This window comes from Allobosea sp. GW823-FHT02B03, from assembly GCF_058797755.1.
The window spans coordinates 177,885-198,042 of the sequence record NZ_JBXAJY010000005.1 but is presented as its reverse complement, the minus strand read 5'-3'; the positions used below and the strand labels follow the sequence as shown (position 1 = coordinate 198,042).

At 66.4% G+C, this 20,158-nt stretch carries 19 protein-coding genes; 13 read left to right on the top strand and 6 right to left on the bottom strand.

Features of this window, described 5'->3' with window-relative positions; genetic code table 11:
• Positions 1-12 precede the first annotated feature (12 nt).
• From AC1REK_RS18020 to AC1REK_RS18010, 3 genes are all read right to left on the bottom strand, one after another.
• Positions 13-501: a tripartite tricarboxylate transporter TctB family protein gene (locus tag AC1REK_RS18020; RefSeq protein WP_327523416.1), complete on the bottom strand. Its 489-nt coding sequence runs from the start codon at positions 499-501 to the stop codon at positions 13-15.
• 133 nt (positions 502-634) lie between these two features.
• Positions 635-1,627, bottom strand: a complete 993-nt coding sequence (locus tag AC1REK_RS18015) for a Bug family tripartite tricarboxylate transporter substrate binding protein (RefSeq protein ID WP_316020038.1) — start codon at positions 1,625-1,627, stop codon at positions 635-637.
• Between the two features lie 62 nt (positions 1,628-1,689).
• The gene (locus AC1REK_RS18010; RefSeq protein WP_316020048.1) at positions 1,690-2,682 is read right to left on the bottom strand and encodes a 4-hydroxythreonine-4-phosphate dehydrogenase PdxA; all 993 of its coding nucleotides are present in this window, start codon (positions 2,680-2,682) and stop codon (positions 1,690-1,692) included.
• A gap of 289 nt (positions 2,683-2,971) precedes the next feature.
• Here AC1REK_RS18010 and AC1REK_RS18005 point away from each other — a divergent pair, with 289 nt between their 5' ends.
• The 12 genes from AC1REK_RS18005 (at position 2,972) to AC1REK_RS17950 (ending at position 16,409) form a co-directional block, all read left to right on the top strand.
• Positions 2,972-3,658, top strand: coding sequence for a GntR family transcriptional regulator (locus AC1REK_RS18005; protein WP_316020037.1), 687 nt, complete (start codon positions 2,972-2,974; stop codon positions 3,656-3,658).
• Positions 3,659-3,915: 257 nt separating this feature from the next.
• Entirely contained in the window at positions 3,916-5,601 is a 1,686-nt protein-coding gene (aspT, locus tag AC1REK_RS18000; RefSeq protein ID WP_492268983.1) for an aspartate-alanine antiporter, read from the top strand.
• Between the two features lie 18 nt (positions 5,602-5,619).
• Entirely contained in the window at positions 5,620-7,212 is a 1,593-nt protein-coding gene (locus tag AC1REK_RS17995) for a bifunctional aspartate transaminase/aspartate 4-decarboxylase (RefSeq protein WP_492268984.1), read from the top strand.
• A gap of 46 nt (positions 7,213-7,258) precedes the next feature.
• Entirely contained in the window at positions 7,259-7,528 is a 270-nt protein-coding gene (locus AC1REK_RS17990) for a hypothetical protein (protein WP_327523413.1), read from the top strand.
• A gap of 131 nt (positions 7,529-7,659) precedes the next feature.
• Complete coding sequence (locus AC1REK_RS17985) at positions 7,660-8,592, top strand: LysR family transcriptional regulator (protein ID WP_492268985.1); 933 nt, start codon at positions 7,660-7,662, stop codon at positions 8,590-8,592.
• Between the two features lie 110 nt (positions 8,593-8,702).
• Entirely contained in the window at positions 8,703-9,584 is an 882-nt protein-coding gene (locus tag AC1REK_RS17980) for a shikimate dehydrogenase (protein WP_492268986.1), read from the top strand.
• Between the two features lie 61 nt (positions 9,585-9,645).
• Positions 9,646-10,782: an ABC transporter substrate-binding protein gene (locus tag AC1REK_RS17975; RefSeq protein ID WP_316020031.1), complete on the top strand. Its 1,137-nt coding sequence runs from the start codon at positions 9,646-9,648 to the stop codon at positions 10,780-10,782.
• Between the two features lie 162 nt (positions 10,783-10,944).
• Positions 10,945-11,823, top strand: a complete 879-nt coding sequence (locus AC1REK_RS17970) for a branched-chain amino acid ABC transporter permease (RefSeq protein ID WP_291647821.1) — start codon at positions 10,945-10,947, stop codon at positions 11,821-11,823.
• Positions 11,820-12,845: a branched-chain amino acid ABC transporter permease gene (locus AC1REK_RS17965; RefSeq protein WP_492268987.1), complete on the top strand. Its 1,026-nt coding sequence runs from the start codon at positions 11,820-11,822 to the stop codon at positions 12,843-12,845. Before AC1REK_RS17970 ends, AC1REK_RS17965 begins: the two co-directional genes overlap by 4 nt.
• Positions 12,842-13,585: an ABC transporter ATP-binding protein gene (locus tag AC1REK_RS17960; protein WP_066474320.1), complete on the top strand. Its 744-nt coding sequence runs from the start codon at positions 12,842-12,844 to the stop codon at positions 13,583-13,585. Before AC1REK_RS17965 ends, AC1REK_RS17960 begins: the two co-directional genes overlap by 4 nt.
• Positions 13,586-13,596: 11 nt before the next feature.
• A complete protein-coding gene (locus AC1REK_RS17955; RefSeq protein ID WP_492268988.1) occupies positions 13,597-14,337 on the top strand; it encodes an ABC transporter ATP-binding protein in 741 nt (246 codons plus the stop codon).
• A 176-nt stretch (positions 14,338-14,513) separates the two neighbouring features.
• A complete protein-coding gene (locus tag AC1REK_RS17950) occupies positions 14,514-16,409 on the top strand; it encodes a bifunctional sugar phosphate isomerase/epimerase/4-hydroxyphenylpyruvate dioxygenase family protein (protein WP_492268989.1) in 1,896 nt (631 codons plus the stop codon).
• On the opposite strand, the gene AC1REK_RS17945 is transcribed toward AC1REK_RS17950, so the two are convergent.
• Positions 16,406-17,395: an NADPH:quinone reductase gene (locus AC1REK_RS17945; RefSeq protein ID WP_492268990.1), complete on the bottom strand. Its 990-nt coding sequence runs from the start codon at positions 17,393-17,395 to the stop codon at positions 16,406-16,408. The genes AC1REK_RS17950 and AC1REK_RS17945 overlap by 4 nt on opposite strands.
• An 87-nt stretch (positions 17,396-17,482) precedes the next feature.
• Here AC1REK_RS17945 and AC1REK_RS17940 point away from each other — a divergent pair, with 87 nt between their 5' ends.
• Positions 17,483-17,890, top strand: coding sequence for a winged helix-turn-helix transcriptional regulator (locus AC1REK_RS17940; RefSeq protein ID WP_492268991.1), 408 nt, complete (start codon positions 17,483-17,485; stop codon positions 17,888-17,890).
• Positions 17,891-17,897: 7 nt separating this feature from the next.
• Here AC1REK_RS17940 and AC1REK_RS17935 read toward each other — a convergent pair whose 3' ends face one another.
• Both AC1REK_RS17935 and AC1REK_RS17930 read right to left on the bottom strand, forming a co-directional pair.
• Positions 17,898-18,986: a mandelate racemase/muconate lactonizing enzyme family protein gene (locus AC1REK_RS17935; RefSeq protein WP_492268992.1), complete on the bottom strand. Its 1,089-nt coding sequence runs from the start codon at positions 18,984-18,986 to the stop codon at positions 17,898-17,900.
• 161 nt (positions 18,987-19,147) lie between these two features.
• Positions 19,148-20,158 carry an HlyD family secretion protein gene (locus AC1REK_RS17930; RefSeq protein WP_327521273.1) on the bottom strand — a complete coding sequence of 337 codons (1,011 nt, stop codon included), beginning with the start codon at positions 20,156-20,158 and terminating at the stop codon, positions 19,148-19,150.

The window sequence follows — 20,158 nt, the reverse complement described above, 5'->3', positions numbered from 1 at the left end:
CGCTCGCGAAGGTCAGAGGCCGAGCATCGTCTCGACCGGCCCCTTGAGCAGGGAAACCTGGGCGAACTTCTCGAGGCCGAAATAGAAGAAGGCAGCGGTGCCGAAGGCGGTCGCGAGCGTCGGCAACCAGCCGAAGCGCCCCTGGAAGCGCATCGCGAAAACGAGGTAGAGCACCATCGCGATATACATGCCGAGCGTGACGCTGAGCACGATGAAGGCGAGCATCGGCACGAAGAACGAGAGGACACGCTTGGCCTGCTCGCGATCGAGGAAGGTCTCGGCGAGCCCGGCCGAGCCGCCGATGCGCCGGCCGATCGTGGTGACGACGGTCCCGGCGCTGGCGAGCGCAATCAGCAGACCGCAATAGAACGGGAAGGCACCGGGCTGGGGGCCGGAAGAGTCCCAGCCGACGCCGAACTCGCGGGCGCCGTTGACGATCACGAGGCCGAAGGCGAGCGTCGCCAGGGCTGTCGCGATTTCGGCCTGGAAGCGGGTGATCATCGGCAGCCTTCCATCCCTGTCGGTTCTTGTGGCGGGAGGCGGACGAAAGGCCCGCCTCCCGAAGTCTTGCTGGACCGAGCTGCGATGGCTCGCGGGCACCTGTTGCGGTGCCCGCCCATCGCCTCTCAGCCGATCAGTTGACGACCCAGCCTTCGTTCTTGAAGGTCTTGGCGTTGGCGGCCTCGTCCTTGGCGACGAAGTCGTTGAGTTCTTTGCCCTTCATGAAGCGCGCGGTCTGCGCCGTGCGGGCGACGAACTCGGCCCATTCCGGGGTCTTGCTGACCTTCTCCATCACGTCGGCATAGAAGGTCACGGCATCGGCCGGAACCTCGGCCGGCAGCCAGACGGTACGCGGCATCTGGAACGACTCGAGCGGCAGGCCGGCTTCCTTGCAGGTCGGGATATCGCCCCAGCCCTTGCCGTTGTGGACCGGCTCGCCCTTGGCGAGACGCACCGGCGAGAAGACGCAGAGCGGCTTGACCTGACCGGCCTTCCACTGGCCGAGATTCTCGTTCGGGTTGTTGGTGTTGGAGTCGACATGGCCACCGGCGAGCTGCGTCGCGGCAGCGCCACCGCCCTGGAAGGGTACGTAGATCCACTTGGCGCCGGTGGCCTCCTGGATCATCGCGGTCAGCGTCTGGTCGGTGTCCTTGGACTGGCTGCCGGCCATCTTGAAGCCGCCGGGCTTCGCCTTCACCGCGTCGATATAGGCCTTGGCGTCGTTATAGGGCGAGTTGCCGTTGACCCAGATCAGGAACTCGTCGAGCGCGAGCGCGGCGACCGGGGTGAGATCCGAGAACTTGTAGCCGAGCTTGGCGACGTAAGGCAGCAGATAGGCGTTGTTGGTGCCGAAGATGACCTTGTGGGCATCGCCCTTGCCACCCTTGCCGTAGACGAAGGTCTCGGCGCCGCTGCCGCCGCCCTTGTTGAGCACGACGATCGGCTGCTCGACCAGCTTGTGCTTGGTGATGATCGACTGGATGACGCGGGCGAAGTTGTCGGTGCCGCCGCCGGGGCCCGAGGCCACGACGAACTCGATCGGCTTGGTCGGCTGCCAGGCCTGCGCCGGCATCGCCGTCGCGAAGGACGCGGCGACGAAGCTCGCCGCGATCGTGAACTTCTTCATGCTGTTCTCTCCCTTTCTTTGAATGATCGGGCGGCTCTTGACGGCCGCCCTGCCGGAACGTCTCAGGCGGCCGCCTTGCGCGCCGCCTTCCCTTCGCTCGCCATCTTGATGGCGAGCGACAGCGCCGCCCGGGTCGCGCCGAGATTGGCGATGCCCTTGCCGGCGATCTCGTAGGCCGTGCCATGGGCCGGCGTGCAGATCGGGAACGGGAAGCCGCCGATCAGCGTGACACCGCGATCGAAGCCCATCAGCTTCATCGCGATCTGGCCCTGGTCGTGATACATCGTCAGCACGGCATCGAAGTCGCCGTTCTTGGCGCGCAGGAACACGGTGTCGGACGGGAACGGCCCTTCGACCGTATAGCCCTTGGCCTTGGCCGCATTCACCGCCGGCTCGATCGTGTCGATCTCGTCGCGACCGAAATTGCCACCGTCGCCGGCATGGGGATTGATGCCTGCGACCGCGATGCGCGGCGGGTTGAAGCCGGCAGCGCGCAGGTTCTTGTCGGCGAGATCGAGCGCCCGCAGGATGCGCTCCTGGGTGACGTTCTTCGCAACTTCAGAGAGCGGGACATGCGAGGTGACGCGGGCGTTCCAGAGCTTGTCGAGCACATTGAACTCGCTCGCAGGCCCATCAAAGGCGATGGCGTCGCGCACGAAACGGATCTCGTCGTCATAGCCCGGATAGGCGAAGCGCATCGCCGCCTTGTTGAAGGGCGTGAAGAACACCGCGTCGGCCTTGCCGGAAGCAGCCAATTGCAGGGCACGGCGGAAATTCTCGGTCGCAGCCTTGCCGCCGGCGAGGGTCGCCTTGCCGCGCTGCAGATCGGCCGGATCATGGTTGGCGAGATCGACGAAGACCGGCTTGCCGGCATCGGCCGGCAGGGCCTCGCCGTCCTTGACCACGTGCACGTCGGCCTTGAGGCCGGCATCGGCAGCGCCGAGCTCGAGCAGGCGCAGATCGCCGAAGACGACATAGCGCGCAGCCGAGCGCAGATCGGCCTCGGCGAGAATGCGAACAGTGAGCTCAGGGCTGATGCCAGACGGATCGCCCATGGCGACCGCAATGACCGGCTGGGCGGTTTGCGCCTGCGTTTCCAAACAATCCTCCCTCGATCCGGTCAAGAAGCCGGCGACATGGCTTTGGCCTAACATGCGCCCAATGGCTAGGCAAGTATTCTGTATGCAGCATAATTTTAGTGGCGTAGAATGGTTTCGGAGACGCTGCCGGCAGACCGGCCAGAGGCCGCAGGCGTGCGTTTCCACAGCTTCCGCGGCTGCGCCTTCCCGCGCGTTGACACCGGGAAGTGGCCATGCCGTACAGGATGACGGAAAAGGAGCGTCTATGACGAGCGGAGCCGGGACGTTGGACGAAGCGCAGGAGGCCTATCCGCGCATTCAGCGCCGGACCTTGCACGACGAGGTGCTCGAGCGCATGCGCGACATGATCATCGAGGGCACCCTCGCGCCTGGGCAGCGGATCAACGAGGGGCTGATCGGCGCCCAGCTCGGCGTCTCACGCACGCCCCTGCGCGAGGCGATCAAGACGCTCGCCAGCGAAGGCCTCGTCGAGATTCAGCCGGCCAAGGGCGCCATCGTGCGCAAGTTCAGCTCGACGGACATGCGCCATATTCTCGAGGTGCTGAAGAGCCTCGAGCAGCTCGGCGGCCGCATGGCCTGCGAGAATGCCAGCGACGAGACGATCGCGGCGATCCGGGCGCTGCATGACGAGATGATGGAGCAGTACCGCGTCAGGAACCGGCTCGAATATTTTAAGCTCAACCAGGCGATCCATTCGGCCATCGTCGCCGCCTCGGGTAATGATGTGCTGGTGGAGATGCACGGCACGCTCCAGGCCCGCATCAAGCGGCTGCGCTTCATCGGCAATGAGGGCCCGGAGAAATGGGCGGGAGCCGTCGCCGAGCACGAGACCATGATCGAGTCGCTGGAGAAGCGCGACGTCGACGCACTGATGGAAGTCATTCGCCTCCACATGGATTCGACGCGGCTGCGGGTCTGGGACGTGCTCTGAGGCGCGCCCACGGCAGCCCCACCAGGAAGCAGAAGCCGAAGCACCGCACGGCGCCCGCCGTAGCGTTGCGCTGCGCGCAAGGCAGCGTCATCAGATTTTTGTTTAACAGGCCTACCGACGAATGCTACGGTCGGATAGTCGAAATCTGTACAGTTTTTCTAGAAAACTTCCAGACACGCACTCAATAGAATTTTATCCAGAATCCAAAGCAACATGACTGACTGCCGTAGACGTTTCGATGTCGAGGGAAAGCGTCCATGTCTTGGCTCCATGCTCTATTCAATCAATCCCCCGAGATCGCCTTGTTCCTGTCACTGGCGATCGGTTATTGGGTCGGCAAATTCCAGTTCGGCAAGTTTCAACTTGGTGGCGTCGCCGGCTCGCTTCTGGCGGCGGTGATCATCAGCCAGGTCGGCGTCTCCATCGACAATGGCATCAAATCCGTCCTCTTCGCTCTCTTCATTTACGCGGTCGGATTCGAGAGCGGGCCGCAATTCTTCCGCTCGCTGGGGCGTCAGTCGTTGCGCGAAATCGCGATGGCGACGGTGCTTGCCGTCAGCGGGCTCATTACCGTCGTCGTGCTCGCGCGGATGTTCGGCCTCGACAAGGGCCTCGCTGCCGGCATCGCAGCGGGCGGCCTGACCCAGTCAGCGATCATCGGCACGGCTGGATCGGCAATCGGCAAGCTCGGCCTCGCGGCGGACGAGACCCAGCGCCTGCAGGCCAATGTCGCGATCGGCTACGCCGTCACCTACATCTTCGGCTCGTTCGGCGCGATCATCGTCTGCGTCAACATCCTGCCCTGGTTCATGCGCCGCAGCATTCGCGACGACGCGATCAAGGCCGAGGCGGAAATGCTGGCCGGCGCGCGCAATCTCGGCGTCGGCGAATATGCAGCAGCGCCCGATCTCGTCGGCCGGATTTACCGTATCGACAGCGCTGCCGGCCGCACGGTCAGTGAGGTCGAGGGCGGTGCCGCGCTGCCGATCAGCATCGAGCGGGTCAAGCGCGATGGCGCCCTGATCGGGCCCGAGCCTTCGCTCAAACTGCAGGCGGGCGATATCGTGCTCGTGGTCGGCCGGCGCGCCGGCGTCGTCGGCCTGTCCTCGAAGCTCGGCCCCGAGCTCCAGTCCTCGGAAGGGATGGACGTGATCGTCGTGACGCGCGAGGTCGCAGTCACCGCTCCCGCTTTCGTCAAGCGCACTGTTGCCGAGATCCGCACCTCGACGGCCGCCGACATGCGCCACGGCGTCTACGTCGTCGAGGTGAAGCGCGCCGGGGTTCGGTTGTCCCTGAAGGACGATACGGTGATCGAGCCGGGAGATGTCGTCACGCTCTACGGCACCTCCGAGGATGTGCAGCGCGCCGCCCGCCAGGTCGGCAGCATCATCATCCCGAGCGACAAGACCGATTTCGTCTTCCACGGCCTCGGCCTCGTCGTCGGCCTGCTCATCGGCCTCGTGGTTGTCCGCTTCGGCGACATCCCGCTGACCCTGGGCAGCGGCGGCGGCGCCCTGCTCTCCGGCCTCGCCTTCGGCTGGTACCGCAGCCGCAACATGGCGCTCGGCAACATGCCGACCGCCGCCTCGACGCTGCTGCGCGATCTCGGTCTGGCCGGCTTCGTCGCGGTGGTCGGGCTGCAGTCCGGCCAGCAGGCGGTCACCACGATCGCCGAAAAGGGGCTGTCGATCTTCCTGATCGGCGTCGTCGTGACGCTTCTGCCGCTGCTGATCACCATGGTATTCGGCCGCTACGTGCTGCGCTACGACAACACCGCGGTCTTCGCCGGCGCGCTGTCCGGCTCGCGCAGCGCCAATCCGGCCTTCGGCGAGGTGCTCGACAAGGCCGGCAACTCGATCCCCACCACCCCTTTCGCCATCACCTACGCGCTCGCAAACGTCTTCCTGACCCTGCTCGGACCTCTCGTCGTCGCCTTCGTCTGAACCGATCGGAGACCGCCCATGACCACCGATTATTCGAAATATGCGAAGCTCAGCCCGTTCGAGCTGAAGGACGAGCTGATCAAGCTGGCCTCCGGCAAAGCGAACCGCCTGATGCTCAATGCCGGCCGTGGCAACCCGAACTTCCTCGCCACCCTGCCCCGCCGGGCCTTCTTCCGCCTCGGCCTTTTCGCCGTGGCCGAGGCCGAGCTGTCCTATTCCTACATGGAGAACGGCGTCGGCGGCCTGCCCAAGATCGAGGGTATCGAGGGACGGTTCGAGCGCTTCACGGCCGAGCACCGCGACCAGCAGGGCGTCGTCTTCCTCGGCCGGGCCTTGAGCTATGTCCGCGACCAGCTCGGGCTTTCCGCCTCGGACTTCCTGCATGAGATGGTCGAGGGCATCCTCGGCAGCAATTATCCGGTGCCGCCGCGCATGCTCCGGATCAGCGAAGAGATCGTCAAACAGTACATCGTCAAGGAGATGATCGGCGGCTTCCTGCCGGCCGGCAGCATCGACCTCTTCGCCACGGAGGGCGGCACGGCCGCGATGGCCTACATCTTCAACACGCTGAAGCAGAACGGGCTGCTCAAGCGCGGCGACAAGGTCGCGATCGGCCTGCCCGTGTTCACGCCCTATATCGAGATCCCGGAGCTCGACGAGTACGGGCTGGTCGAGGTCGCGATCAATGCCGACCCCGCCATGGAATGGCAGTACCCGGACAGCGAGCTCGACAAGCTCAAGGACCCGGCGATCAAGATCTTCTTCTGCGTCAATCCGAGCAACCCGCCTTCGGTGAAGATGGATGATCGCAGCCTCGACCGCGTCGCGGCGATCGTCAGGGAGCATCGGCCGGACCTGTTCATCCTGACCGACGATGTCTACGGCACCTTTGCCGACGGGTTCCGCTCGCTCTTCGCGACCTGTCCGCAGAACACCATGCTGGTCTACTCCTTCTCCAAGTATTTCGGCGCTACCGGCTGGCGTCTCGGCGTGATCGCCACGCACAAGCAGAACGTCTTCGACGGCGCCCTCGACGCGCTGCCCGAAAAGGCCAAGAAGGGGCTCGACCACCGCTACGGCTCGCTGCTGCCGGATGTGAGGTCGCTGCGCTTCATCGACCGCATCGTTGCCGACAGCCGGGCCGTCGCCCTCAACCACACGGCCGGCCTGTCGACGCCGCAGCAGGTCCAGATGGTACTGTTCTCGCTGTTCGCGCTGATGGACGAGAGCGATAGCTACAAGGCCGAGCTGAAGAAGCTGATCCGCCGCCGCGAGGCGGCGCTCTATCGCGAGCTCGGCATCGAGCAGGAGAGCGATCCGAACGCCGTCGACTACTACACCCTGCTCGATCTCGAGGCGATTTCGCGCAAGCTCTATGGCGACGATTTCGCGGCGTGGGTGCTCGAACGCTCGCAATCGGGCGACTTCCTGTTCCGCATCGCCGACGAGACCGGGATCGTGCTGCTGCCCGGGCGCGGCTTCGGGACGAAACAGCCGGCCGGCCGGGCTTCGCTCGCCAACCTCAACGAGTACGAATACGCCAGGATCGGCCGTTCCCTGCGCGCCATGGCCGAAGAGTTCCATGCCGCCTACAAGAAAGGCGGGGGGTGAACGGCGCGAGCAGCGCCTTGGCCATGAGATCGACAGGAGAATGCCGATGATCAAGCGCGCCATAGCCGCAGCGCTCGTCCTCGCCGCCTTCGGCGGCGGCGCCGGCATCACCGCCGCCTCCGCCTGCAACCGGATGGATGGCTGCATCCACGAGTTTCAGAACGAGAACTACGGGATGATGCATGACGGGCGCATGGACGAGATGATGCGCAGCGGGGCGGCCAATGTCGAAGCGTTCCGGTCGCCCGGCAGCGCTGCGCCGCCCCCGCCGGAGAACACCCGGCCGCATGTCTCGGGACGGTCCGGGCGGCGCTAAGGCCGAGGCTGGGCGGCAAGCCGCCTTTGCGTTCCACCGGTCGCTGACGGCAAGCGGATCGCCCCGCTTGACAGTTTTCCCGCGCTCGCTTCCGCTGGCGAAACAAGACCGGCGCGGGGGACCGCCTTGCCATGCTGACGCTGCGCCAGATCGAGGTGGTTCGGGCGATCATGATCACCGGCACGGTCGCCGGCGCCGCGAAGCTCCTGAACGTATCCGCGCCTGGCATCAGCCGGCTGATGAAGCACACCGAGCGGGCCCTGCGGCTCAGGCTGTTCGAGCGTCGGCACGGACGCTACGTGCCCACACCGGAAGCCAAGGACATCTTCGAGCAGATCAACGGCGTCTACCAGAAGGTCGACGACCTCCAATACACGCTGGCGCGGATCGATCGGGGTGGCGGAGTCGAGCTCCGGCTCGGCTCGGTGCCGAGCATCTGCAATGTCATGGTGCCGCGTGCGATCGATCGGCTGAAGCGCAAGCACCCGGACCTGCGCATCGAGATCAACATCCTCAAGATCGAGGAGGCGCTCGACTATCTCCTGCTCGGCAAGGGTGAGATCGCGGCGATGAGCTATCGGCTCGACCATCCCGGCCTCGACTTCGTGCCGCTGGCGATGGGCGAGCTGCTCTGCATCGTGCCCGAGGGCCATCCGCTGGCCGGGCGCGACAGGGTCTCGGCCAACGAGATCGTCGCGCACCCGCTGATCGGCATCGATCCGAACGATCCCTATGGTCGGATCATGAGCGAGATCTTCGTCCGCAGCGGGCTCAGCTTCGAGATGGCGATCAAGGCTCGCTTCGGCACCACTGTCTGCGCGCTGGTCAAGGCGGGGCTCGGCATCGCGATCATCGACCAGTTCACCGTCGCCCATGGTGCGATGCCGGGGATCGTCGCGATCCCGATCGCGGAACCGACGCAGTTCCAGACCTATGTCGCGATCAAGAAGGACAAGGCCCCTTCCCTCTATGCCGAGAGCTTCGTCAAGCTGCTGCGCGAGGAGATGAATGCGGTCGTGGTACCGCAGGGGCACGGCACGGCCTCGTCTGCGCCCAAAAGATAACATCGAGTTAGGTATGTGCGATAGATTGGTTATCGCGTTAGCGCAGGGGATCGGCTTATCTTTCGCCATCGCGCAGCCTGCAGAGACGGGCGCGCCCGGAAGGGACGGACATGCCGGCAAGCGTCAACGCCAGGAAAGCCAAGCGGGTCCTGCTCGGGCTGATCGGATACCCGATCGCCCATTCGGCCACACCGGCGATGCAGGAGGCGGCGGCCCGTGCGGCCGGATTCGAGGCGCATTACCATCTGATCGAGGTCGAAGGCGCCGGCACGAAAGATCTCGCCGCCATGCTCGACGGCGTCCGCCGGCTCGGCTTCTCCGGGATCAACGTCACCTACCCCTACAAGGAAGCGGTGGTGCCGCTGCTCGACGCGCTCTCGCCCGAGGCCGCGGCGATGGGCGCGGTCAACACTATCACCGTCAACGATGGGCGCCTCACCGGCCACAACACCGATGCCAGCGGCTTTGCCGCCGCCTATCGCAGGCTCGGCCGCCGGGATGGCGACGGGCCGGTCGCGATCATCGGCGCCGGCGGCGTCGGCAAGGCGATCGCCTTCGCGCTGTCCGGCAGCGGCGTCGGAACCTTGCGGCTTTACGACATTGACCGTGGCAAATGCGAAGCTCTGGCGCAGGCGCTCGCCGGCCGCGCCCGAATCGAGATTGCTCCGAGCGCAGCCGCTGCGGCGGAGGGCGCTGCCGGCATCGTCAACGGCACCCCGCTCGGCATGGCGCCGAACCGCGAAATGCCAGTTCCGGCCAGCGTTTTGCAGCCAGCGCAATGGATCGCCGATTCCGTCTACCATCCGCTCTGGACACCGCTCATGAAGGCTGCGCAAAGCATTGGCGCAACGGTGATGAGCGGGCGTGAGCTCGCCATCAACCAGGCTCTCGACGCCTTCACGCTGTTCACCGGCGCGGAAGCATCGGAAACCGCGATGAGCAGTGCGTTCGATGCCGCGATGGCGGAGCGCACCGGCGAACGTGCGGCATAAGAAGACGGACCGGCACGACCGGGACGACAAGAAACAAAACGGTTGGAGGAGACGTAAGACCATGAAGTCGCATTGGATCATCGCCGCCGCGCTCAGCGCCGGCATCGCCCTGCCCGCCTCGGCGCAGGACAAGGTCAAGCTGATCAACGTCGTCGAGCTCTCGGGCGCGGGCGCCACGGCCGGCACCAACTTCAAGAACGGCATCGACCTCGCCGTGGCCGAGATCAACGCCAAGGGCGGCCTGCTCGGCAAGCAGATCGAGATCATCCACTACGATACCCAGACCAATCCGGGGAACACCCGCGCCGCCGTGCAGCGCGCGATCGACGAGGGCACCTATGCCGTGCTCGGCCCGGTCTTCTCCGGCCCGATCGGCGCCTCGATGCAGATCGCCCAGCGCGCCGAGATCGCCCAGATCGTCGGCGGCGAGGCAGCCGGCCTGACCAAGCAGGGCAACCAGTACCTGTTCCGCACCTCGCTCAGCCAGGCGGCGGCGATGCCAAAGATCGCCAACTATCTCAAGAACACGGTCAAGGCGAACTCCGTCGCCGTGGTCTGGGTCAACAACGACTTCGGCAAGGGCGGCCGCGACGCGATCATCCCCGAGCTCGAGAAGGCCGGCATCAAGGTCGCCGCCGACGTTTCGACCGAGCAGGGCCAGGCCGATTTCTCGGCCGACGCGATCAAGATCAAGAACGCCAATGCCGACGCGGTCTTCGTCTATCTCAACGAGGAGGAAAGCGCCCGCTTCCTGCGCGCCGCCAAGCAGCAGGGCGTCAACAAGCCGATGGTCGGCGAGACGACGCTGCTCGGCGCCAAGGTGATCGAACTCGCCGGCGACGCCGCCAACGGCGCCAAGGGCCATGTCGGCCTCTCGATCGACGCGCCGATCCCGGCCTTCCAGGAGTTCGGCAAGAAGTTCCAGACCAAATACAACTACGCCTCGGACCATAACGGCATGAAGGGCTATATGGGCGTCTACATGATCAAGTGGGCGACCGAGAAGCAGAAGAAGTTCGACAAGAAGGGCCTTGCCGACACGCTGCGCGGCGCCACGATCAAGCCCTCCGAGGAGCCCGGCATCCTGATGGAGACCACGATCGAGCCCAATGGCGACCTCGATCGCGTCAGCTTCATCGCCGAAGTCATCGACGGCAAGCAGGTGATCAACGCGACCCTGCCGAAGATCAAGCCGTAAGGACCGTTCCACCCTCGACGTCATCCCGGGCGAGCAAGGCTCGACCCGGGATCGATCGAAGGGCGGCACGGCTGCATGGATCCCGGCGCTCCGCGTGCCTGCGGCCGGGATGACGCGAGCAGATAGAACGCAACGCTCAACGAACCGAGCGAGAACACCGCCATGGCCGAATTCATCGCCTATCTCATCGCCGGCGTCGCGACGGGCGCGATCTACGCGCTCGCCGCCATCGGCTTCACTTTGGTCTGGCAGACCTCGCAGACCATCAACTTCGCCCAGGGCGAGTTCGTGATGCTGCCGGCGGTGCTGGTGCTGCTCGCGATCAAGCTGTTCGGCGCACCGATCTGGCTCGCCGCGATCATCGGGATTGCGGCCTTCATCCTGATCTTCGGGGTCGGCTTCAAGATCGCCGTGGTCGACCCGATGATCCGCCATGGCGTGCTGCCGCTCGCCATCGCCACCATGGCGCTCTCGATCATCATGAAGGAAGGCGCCAAGGACGGGTTCTCGGCCGAGGCCCAGAACTTCCCCTCTTTCGTGCCGACCGACACGCTCTCGATCTTCGGCGCGGCGATCTCGCTGCAGCACCTCGCCATCATCGCCGTCGCCTTCGCCGTGATCGGCGCGCTGCAATGGTTCGTCGGCGGCACGAGGCTCGGCCGCCAGATGCAGGCGACGGCGCAGAACCCGACTGTCGCCCGCATCCTCGGCATACCCGTCGAGCGCATGGTGCTGCTGACCTTCGTGATCAACGCGGCGCTCGCCGTGGTCGCCTCGGTGCTGATCTCGCCGATCTATCTGGCGAAATTCTCGAATGGCGAGGTGATCGGTCTCTTCGCCTTCATCGCGGCGATCGTCGGCGGCTTCAACCAGGTGCGCGGCGCCCTCGTCGGCGGCCTGATCGTCGGCATCGTCGACAGCCTCGCGGCCGGCTACTTCTCGAGCCAGTACAAGCTCGCCGTGCCGCTCGTCCTGCTCATCATCATCATCCTGCTCAAGCCGGAAGGCCTGATGGGCCGCAGAGAGGAGCGCCGCGTATGACCGCGCCCGCAAGCCGCGCCGCCGTCCAGGCCGCGCCCGCCCGCTCGGCCGCCCTCGGCGGCTTCGCCGACGGTCCCCTGATCGCCCTGGTGATCGGCGCCGTCATCCTCTGGTTCGCCCCTTCCGGCATGGGCCGCTACGGCACCTATGTGCTCTCGCTCTGGCTGGTGATGGCGATCGCCGTGATGGGCCTCAACCTGACGCTCGGCTATGCCGGCCTGAAATCGCTGGCGCAGGCCGCCTTCATGGGCATCGGCGCCTATATCACCGCGCTCCTGACCACCAAGACCGGCATCTCCTGGTACGCCGCCTTCGCGATCTCCGGCATCGTCACCTTCGCGGTCGGCCTCTTGCTCGGCTTCCCGGCGCTGAGGGTCAAGGCGCATTACCTCGCTTTCGTGACGCTGGCCTTCTCGACCCTGGTCTGGCTGGTGATGCGCAACGAGCAATGGCTGACCGGCGGCGTCTTCGGCCTCTCCAACATCCCCCGGCCCTCGCTGTTCGGCTTCAAGCTCGACGGAGCGCTCGCCTTCCATCGCTTCGTCGTGGTGGTGACCTTTCTGCTCGCGGTGCTGCTCTGGTGGATGATCCGCTCGCCCTGGGGCCGTGCCTTCACGGCGCTGCGCGAGAACCCGATCCGGGCGGCGAGCCTCGGCATCGACACGCGCATGTACACGCTGCTCGCCTTCGCCATCGGCTCGGCCTATGCCGGCTTTGCCGGCGCGCTCTACGCGCCGCTGGTCGAGTTCATCGACCCCTCGCCCTTCTCGCTGTCGCAGAGCTTCTTCCTGCTGCTGATGGTGGTCGCGGGCGGCGCCGGCTACCTGCTCGGTCCGTTCATCGGCGCGCTGCTCGGCGTCGTGCTGCCGGAATGGCTGCGCTTTGCCGGCTCGCTCTACCTGATCATCTTCGCCGCCATCGTCATGCTGCTGCTGATCGCCTGCCCGCAGGGGATGAGCGGGCTGATCGAACGCGGCTGGGCCTGGATCACCGGCCGTAACAAGGCGGGAGGCGGCCGATGACACAGGTCCTCGAAGTCACCAACCTGCACAAGGCCTTCGGCGGCATCAAGGCGGTGAACGGGGTCTCCTTCTCGGTCAATGAAGGCGAGATCCTCGGCATCATCGGCCCCAATGGCTGCGGCAAGTCGACCCTGTTCAACTGCATCCTCGGCCAGCTCGAGCCGACCGAAGGCACGGTGAAGCTCGACGGCCGCGAGGTCACCAATATGCGCCCCTCCGAGCTCAACCGGCTCGGCGTCAGCCGCACCTTCCAGCTGCTGCAGGTCTTCCCCGAGCTCACCGTGCGCGAGAACCTGATCCTCGCCGGGCAGGAGCATCAGGGCTCGATGCTGTCGCGCTTCTTCGGCGCCCGCGATGCCGGGCTCGGCGAGGCCGCCGACAGGATGATCAGCTTCTTCAAGCTCGGCCATCTGATCGACGCCAAGGCCGGCGGACTGTCCTATGGCCAGCAGAAGCTGCTCGACGCCGCCATGGCCTTCATGGCCGGGCCGCGGCTGGTGCTGCTCGACGAGCCGGCCGGCGGCGTCAACCTGACCATGCTCGGCGACCTGAAGGAGCGCCTGCGGGCCATCAATGCCGAGCAGGGCTCCACCTTCGTCGTCATCGAACACAACATGGATTTCGTGATGTCGCTGTGCACGCGCGTCCTCGTGCTGGCCGAAGGCAAGGTGCTGGCGGAAGGCACGCCGGCCGAGGTCAGGGCCAATCCGGCGGTGATCGAAGCCTATCTCGGGCATTGAGGAGCGGTGCCATGACCACATCCCCCATCCTCGAGCTCGACGGCGTGGTCGGCGGCTACGGCGCCATGACCATCCTCAACGGCACGAGCTTCAAGGTTCGCCGCGCCGCGATCACCACCGTGATCGGCCCGAACGGCGCCGGCAAATCCACCGTGTTCAAGGCGATCTTCGGCCTGCTCAAGGTGCGCGAGGGCCATATCCGTCTCGATGGGCGGGACATCACCAACTGGAACCAGCGCAAGCTGCTGGAAGCCGGGATCTGCTATGTCCCGCAAGGGCGGAACATCTTCCCCGAGCTTTCCGTGCGCCACAATATCGAGCTCGGCAGCGTCGCGGCGGGGGCCGGCATCACCGACATGCCGAAGCGGCTGGAGGCGGCGCTCGACCGCTTCCCGGCACTGAGGCGCAAGGCCGACCAGCAGGCCTCGACCCTTTCGGGCGGCGAGCAGAAGCAGCTCGAAATCGTCCGCGGCCTGCTGCTCGACCCGCAGCTCGTGCTGATCGACGAGCCCTCGATCGGGCTCTCGCCGATGATGGTGCAGGAGACCTTCGGCATCCTGAAGGACCTGCGCGCGAAGGGCGTCACCATCCTGATGGTCGAGCAGAACGCCCGCTCGGCACTGGAAATTTCCGACGAGGGCCTGGTGCTCGAGCTTGGCCAGACCAGGATGCAGGGCCCGGCCGCAGAAATCCTCGCCGATCCGCGCGTCGGCCAGCTCTTCCTCGGCGGCGCGATGACGGACGCGGCGTGATCGGACCTCAGCCTGTTTGGCTCCCCGCTCCGGTCATCCCGGGCGGAGCGCAGCGTAGACCCGGGATCCATGCCTGGACCGTTCCGGCATGGATCCCGGATCGGCGCCGCTGACGCGGCTTGTCCGGGACGACCAAGAGGCACCACGGCACTGTTTCTGGCTAGCTGAGGACACGCATGAACCCGACCTCGATCGCCACCGTCTCGATCAGCGGCGACCTCGCCGAGAAGCTGACGGCGATCGCCGCAGCCGGCTTCGAGGGGATCGAGGTCTTCGAGAACGACTTCCTGAGCTTCGATGGCGGCCCGCGCGATGTCGGGCGGATGGTCGCCGATCTCGGCCTGAAGATCTACGCCTTCCAGCCCTTCCGCGATTTCGAGGGCATGCCGGAGCCGCTGCGGGCCCGCACCTTCGCCCGTGCCGCCCGCAAGTTCGAGGTGATGAACGAGCTCAGCGCCGAACTCATGCTGATCTGCTCGAATGTCTCGCCGCAATCCCTGGGCGGCATCGACCGGGCCGCCGCCGATTTCGCCGAGCTCGGCGAGCTTGCCGCCAAGCACGGCGTCAGGGTCGGGTACGAGGCGCTGGCCTGGGGCCGGCATGTCAACGACTACCGCGATGCCTGGGAGATCGTACGCCGCGCCAATCATGAGCGCATCGGCTTGATCCTCGATTCCTTCCATACGCTGGCACGCCGTTCGCCGCTGGAGCCGATCGCCAGCATTCCGGGCGACCGGATCTTCCTCGTCCAGCTCGCCGATGCGCCAAAGCTCGACATGGACGTGCTGAGCTGGAGCCGGCATTTCCGCAATTTTCCGGGCCAGGGCGACCTGGCGGTCGTCGATTTCGTCAAGGCAGTCGAGGCCACCGGCTATTCCGGCCCGCTCTCGCTGGAGATCTTCAACGACCAGTTCCGCGCGGGATCGACGCGGCGCCTCGCCACCGACGGGCTGCGCTCGCTGATCCAGCTCGGCGACAAGGTCGCGCGACTGGAGACGCCGGCCCGGTCCGAGATGCCCGATCGCGCCCCCTGCCTCGGCGTCGAGTTCATCGAGTTCGCACTCGACGAGGAGCCGGCCCATGAACTCGCCGCCCTCTTCACCGCCCTCGGCTTCCACCAGAGCGGAACGCATCGCAGCAAGGCGGTGACGCGCTGGAGCCAGGGTGGCATCAACCTGATCATCAACACCGAGAAGGATGGCTTCGCCCAGTCGCATGCGATCATGCACGGGCCCGGCGTCTGCGCGCTGGCGCTGCGGGTCGCCGATGTCGAGGCGACGATGGCGCGGGCGCGGGCGCTGAAGGTGCCGACTTTCGAGCAGCCGGTCGGCCCCGGCGAGATGGAAATCCCGGCGATCCGCGGCGTCGGCGGCAGCCTGATCTATTTCACCGAGCCCACCGGCGACCGAGCACATAGCTGGGAGAACGACTTCCTGCCGGTCGAAGACGACAGCGGCCGTCCTGCCCTGCTCGCCGGCGTCGACCACATCTCTCAGTCGATGGACTATGACGAGATGCTGTCCTGGCTGCTGTTCTACACCTCGCTTTTCGCGCTCGACCGGATTCCGCAGCTCGCCATCGCCGATCCTGCCGGGCTGGTGGAGAGCCGGCCGCTGGTCAATGCCGAGGGCAGCCTGCGCTTCATCCTCAACGGCTCGCAGGCGACGCGGACCCTGTCGTCACGCTTCGTCTCCGAGCATTTCGGCTCCGGCGTGCAGCACATCGCCTTCTCGGCCCCCGACATCTTCGCGGCGGTGACGGCGATGCGCGAGGCCGGCCTCTCCTTCCTCGACATTCCCGAGAACTATTACGACGACCTCGAAGCCCGCTACGATCTCGATCCGGACTTCCTCGAGCGCCTGCGCGAGCACCACATCCTCTACGACCGCGACGGTGAGGCCGAGTTCCTGCAGGTCTACACCCATGTCTTCGCGCAGCGCTTCTTCTTCGAGATCGTCGAGCGCCGCGGCGGCTATTCCGGCTTCGGCGCCGTCAACGCGCCGGTCCGTCTCGCCGCACAGGCGAGAGAGGCGCGGCCGGTGACGGTGCCGCGCCCCCTTCGCGAGGACTAGATCGTCACGACCACCTTGCCGACGAGGCGGCCGCCTTCGAGCAGTTCATGAGCTTCGGCGATGCGCTCCAGCGGGAAGCGCGCCGCGACCGCGTGGCTGAGCCAGCCCTGGCGCACCCCCTCGCCGATGGCGGCGGCCGCCGCGTCATGCGCAGCCCGATCCATCACATAGACGAGAACGAAGCGGATCGTCGCATCGAGCGTGATCAGCGGCCAGAACGGCACGGCCGGATCCGGGATCGCGTCCGAGGCATAGGTCGCGACGACACCACGCGGCGCCAGCACCTGCATGGTCACATCGAGATTGGCGCCGAAGGCAACATCGACGATGCGATCGACGCCGCGCTCCGCACCGGCGAAGGCGCGAATGCCGGCGGGCAGGTCATCGCTCAGGCGGTTGAGCACGAGGTCGGCACCAGCCGCCCTGGCCGAGCGCGCCTGCTCCTCGCGGCTGACTGTGGCGATCACCCGCGCTCCGCCCTGCTTGGCAAACTGGATCGCATAGCGGCCGACCGCGCCGGCACCGCCGGTGACGAGGACGACCTTGCCGGAGACCGGCCCGTCGGCGAAGACGCAGCGATGCGCCGTCATCGCCGGCACGCCAAGGCAGGCGCCCTCCTCGAAGGAGACGCCGTCCGGCAGCGGCTGGACCTGCCGCTCCGGCAGCGCGACGTATTCCGCCGCCCCGCCGAAGGGGCGGCCGAGCGCCGCCTCGTAGAACCAGACCCGCTCGCCGACACGGTGCTCCAGCTCCGGCGAGCCGGCCGCGACGACCTCGCCGGCACCGTCCTGATGCGGGATGATCAGCGGGAACGGCATCTGGTCGCGGCCGAGCCAGCCGGCGCGCGCCTTCCAGTCCGACGGATTGATGCCGCTGGCGCGAACCCTGACCAGCAACTCGCCCGGTCCCGGCGCCGGATCAGGCCGCTCACCCAGTTGCAGAACCTCGCGCGCCGGGCCCTTGCGCTCGTACCATGCTGCCTTCATCGCCGTGCTCCTGCTCGATTGCGAAAGCAGGCAAATGCCGCCATGGTTCACATTGTACAAGTACGTACAAAGAGAACATGTACTATCATGAATGTAAGTGTCGAGACTGAAATCGAGCCCCAAGCGGCGGAGACGAGGCCGAGACGGCGCCCCGCCGGCCGTACCGGCTGCGGGGTCGAGGCGACGCTCTCGGTTCTCGGCGGCGTCTGGAAGCCGGTGCTGCTCTTCCATCTGCTGCGCGGCAAGCTTCGCTTCAACGCGCTCTGCCGGCTGACGCCGCGGGCGACGCAGCGGATGATCACCTTGCAGCTGCGCGAGCTGGAAAACGACGGCGTGCTGCGCCGGATCGTCTATCCGGAAGTGCCGCCGAAGGTGGAATACGAGCTCACCGAGTTCGGCCGTTCGCTGGAGCCGGTGCTGCTGAGCATGCGCGCCTGGGGCGAGGCCTTCCAGGCGCGCATGGACGGGCCGGACAAGCCGGCGCGGACCTGCTGAGCCGCGTTCAGGCCCGCAGGGCCTCCAGCCCCTGCCAGTCGAAGGCGATGCCGTGGCCCGGGCGCGACGGAGCGATGGCAAACCCCTCCTCGATGCGCAGGGGCTCGGCGATGTAGCGGTCGAGCCCAAAACCGTGCGCTTCGAGGAAGGCGCCGTTCGGCGCCGCGGCGAGCAGGTGCACCGTGACGTCGTGGGCCCCGTGCGAGGTCACCGGCAGGTTGAAGGCCTCGGCGAGGTGGGCAATCTTCTGGAAGGCGGTGACGCCGCCGCAATTGGTGACGTCGGGCTCGGGGAAGGTGACGCCGCCGGTGGCGACGAGCTGCTTGAACTCCCAGAGCGTGCGCAGATTCTCGCCGGCGGCGACCGGCAGGCCGCCCTCGCGGACGATACGGGCGTGCCCGGCAACATCGTCGGGAATGATCGGCTCCTCCAGCCAGGTCAGCTCATAGGGCTGGAAGGCCCGTGCGGCGCGGATCGCCTCGTCGACGCTCCACTTCATGTTGGCGTCGACCATCAGCGAGAAGCCGTCGCCGAGGTGCCGGCGCATCGCCGCGACGCGCTCGACATCCTCCGACAGGCGCTTGCGGCCGACCTTCATCTTGATCGCCCGGAAGCCCTTCTTCAGGTTCCCGTCCGTCTGCGCCAGCAGCTTCTCCAGCGGGTAGTCGAGATCGATGCCGCCGGCATAGCAGGTGACGCGGTCGGCGTTGCCGCCGAGCAGCTTCCACAGGGGTTGGCCGAGGCGCACGCCCTTCAGGTCCCAGAGTGCGATGTCGGCGGCCGAGAGCGCGAGCACGGTCGGCCCGCCGCGGCCGCCATAATGCTGCGCCCACCAGATCTTGTTCCAGAGATGCTCGATGCGGTCGGCATCCTCGCCGATCAGCAGCTCCGGCAATTCGCGACGCAGGATGGCGTCGATGGCGGCGCCGTTGCGGCCGCAGGTATAGGTGTAGCCGACGCCGACCGCGCCGTCGGCATCGGTGATGCGGACGGTATTGAGCTCGAAGGCCAGCATCTCGCCATGCATGCTGTCGCTGACCGCGACCTCGAGCGGGATGCGGTAGAAGCCCGCCTCGACCTTGCTGATGAGCGCCATGGAACCTCCCGTGGATGGCCCGGACCCGTCCAGGCGTCGTTGGGAGGGAGCCTAAGGAGGCCGCGGCCCCGCCGGAAGGCGCCCGGCTGCATGCAGGCAGGCGCCCGGACGCGGGGCGGACGCAAGGGGTCGTCAAGACCGCGCCAGCCTAACCCTTTTCATCACCACCAGGACCGGCCGGCCACCGTCACCTTCGACGCCAGGGGGAAGGTCGCTTCGGCGTCGAGCCGGATTTTTGCGACCTGCCCGCGCGAGGGCGGGCGAAAGGCGCGCTGGAACTCCGCCGGGAGCGGGACGGTGATCGGCTGGATCTCGGAAATCGTGCCGTCCGTCTGCTTGAAGCCGTCGGCGACCTTCACGGGGTCGCCGACCTTGACCTCGTACAAGGTCCCGGTCTCCAGATAGACCAGCGCGAATTTGTGGCCGACATAGAGCTGCATCAGATTGTCGCCCGGCCGCAGGACGTCGCCCTGGACCGCTGTCTTCGGTCCGATGGTTCCGTCGGCGGGCGCCGTGATGATGCCGTCATTGTAGCTCCGGCGCAGCTGCTCCAGGGCTTGCCGGGCCTCGCCCAGCGACAGGTCGAGCTGGGCGAGCTGCTCGATCGTGCCGCGGCGCTCGGCCTCGCGCGAGACCTTCTCCTGCATGGCGGCATAGCGGTCCTTCTGGACGTTCGCGGCAAAGGCGTCCGAGACGAAGCCAAGCCCGGCGCGGGAGCTGTTGACCTTCCGCAACTGCACCTCGGTCTCCTTGAGCCGCTCCTCGGCCGTTTTCATCACCGCATTGGCGACTTCGAGCTTGATCGCGAGTTCGGCCTGCCGGGCCGTGGTCTCGGCAGCCCTGGAGGTCAGCGTCGCCATGGCCTCCATGATCTGCGGTGAGCTGACCGTGGCCAGGACATCGCCCTGCTTCACCAGTTGTCCGGGCTGCGCCGCCATCTTCGTGACCTGGACCGCATAGGGCGAGGCCACGATGACATGATCGGACAGGATCAGGCCTTCCGCCCTCAGCCAGAGCAGGTTTCCGACCAGGACATCCCCGAGATACAGGAAGGTCGCGATCACGGCCGCGATGTAGACATAGCGCCCGTAGTTGCGCCTCGCCTTTTGGTTGGCGCGCACGTCGTTGAGGAACTTGTCCGCGCGCTCATGGTCTCTCAGTTGCGTGATCAT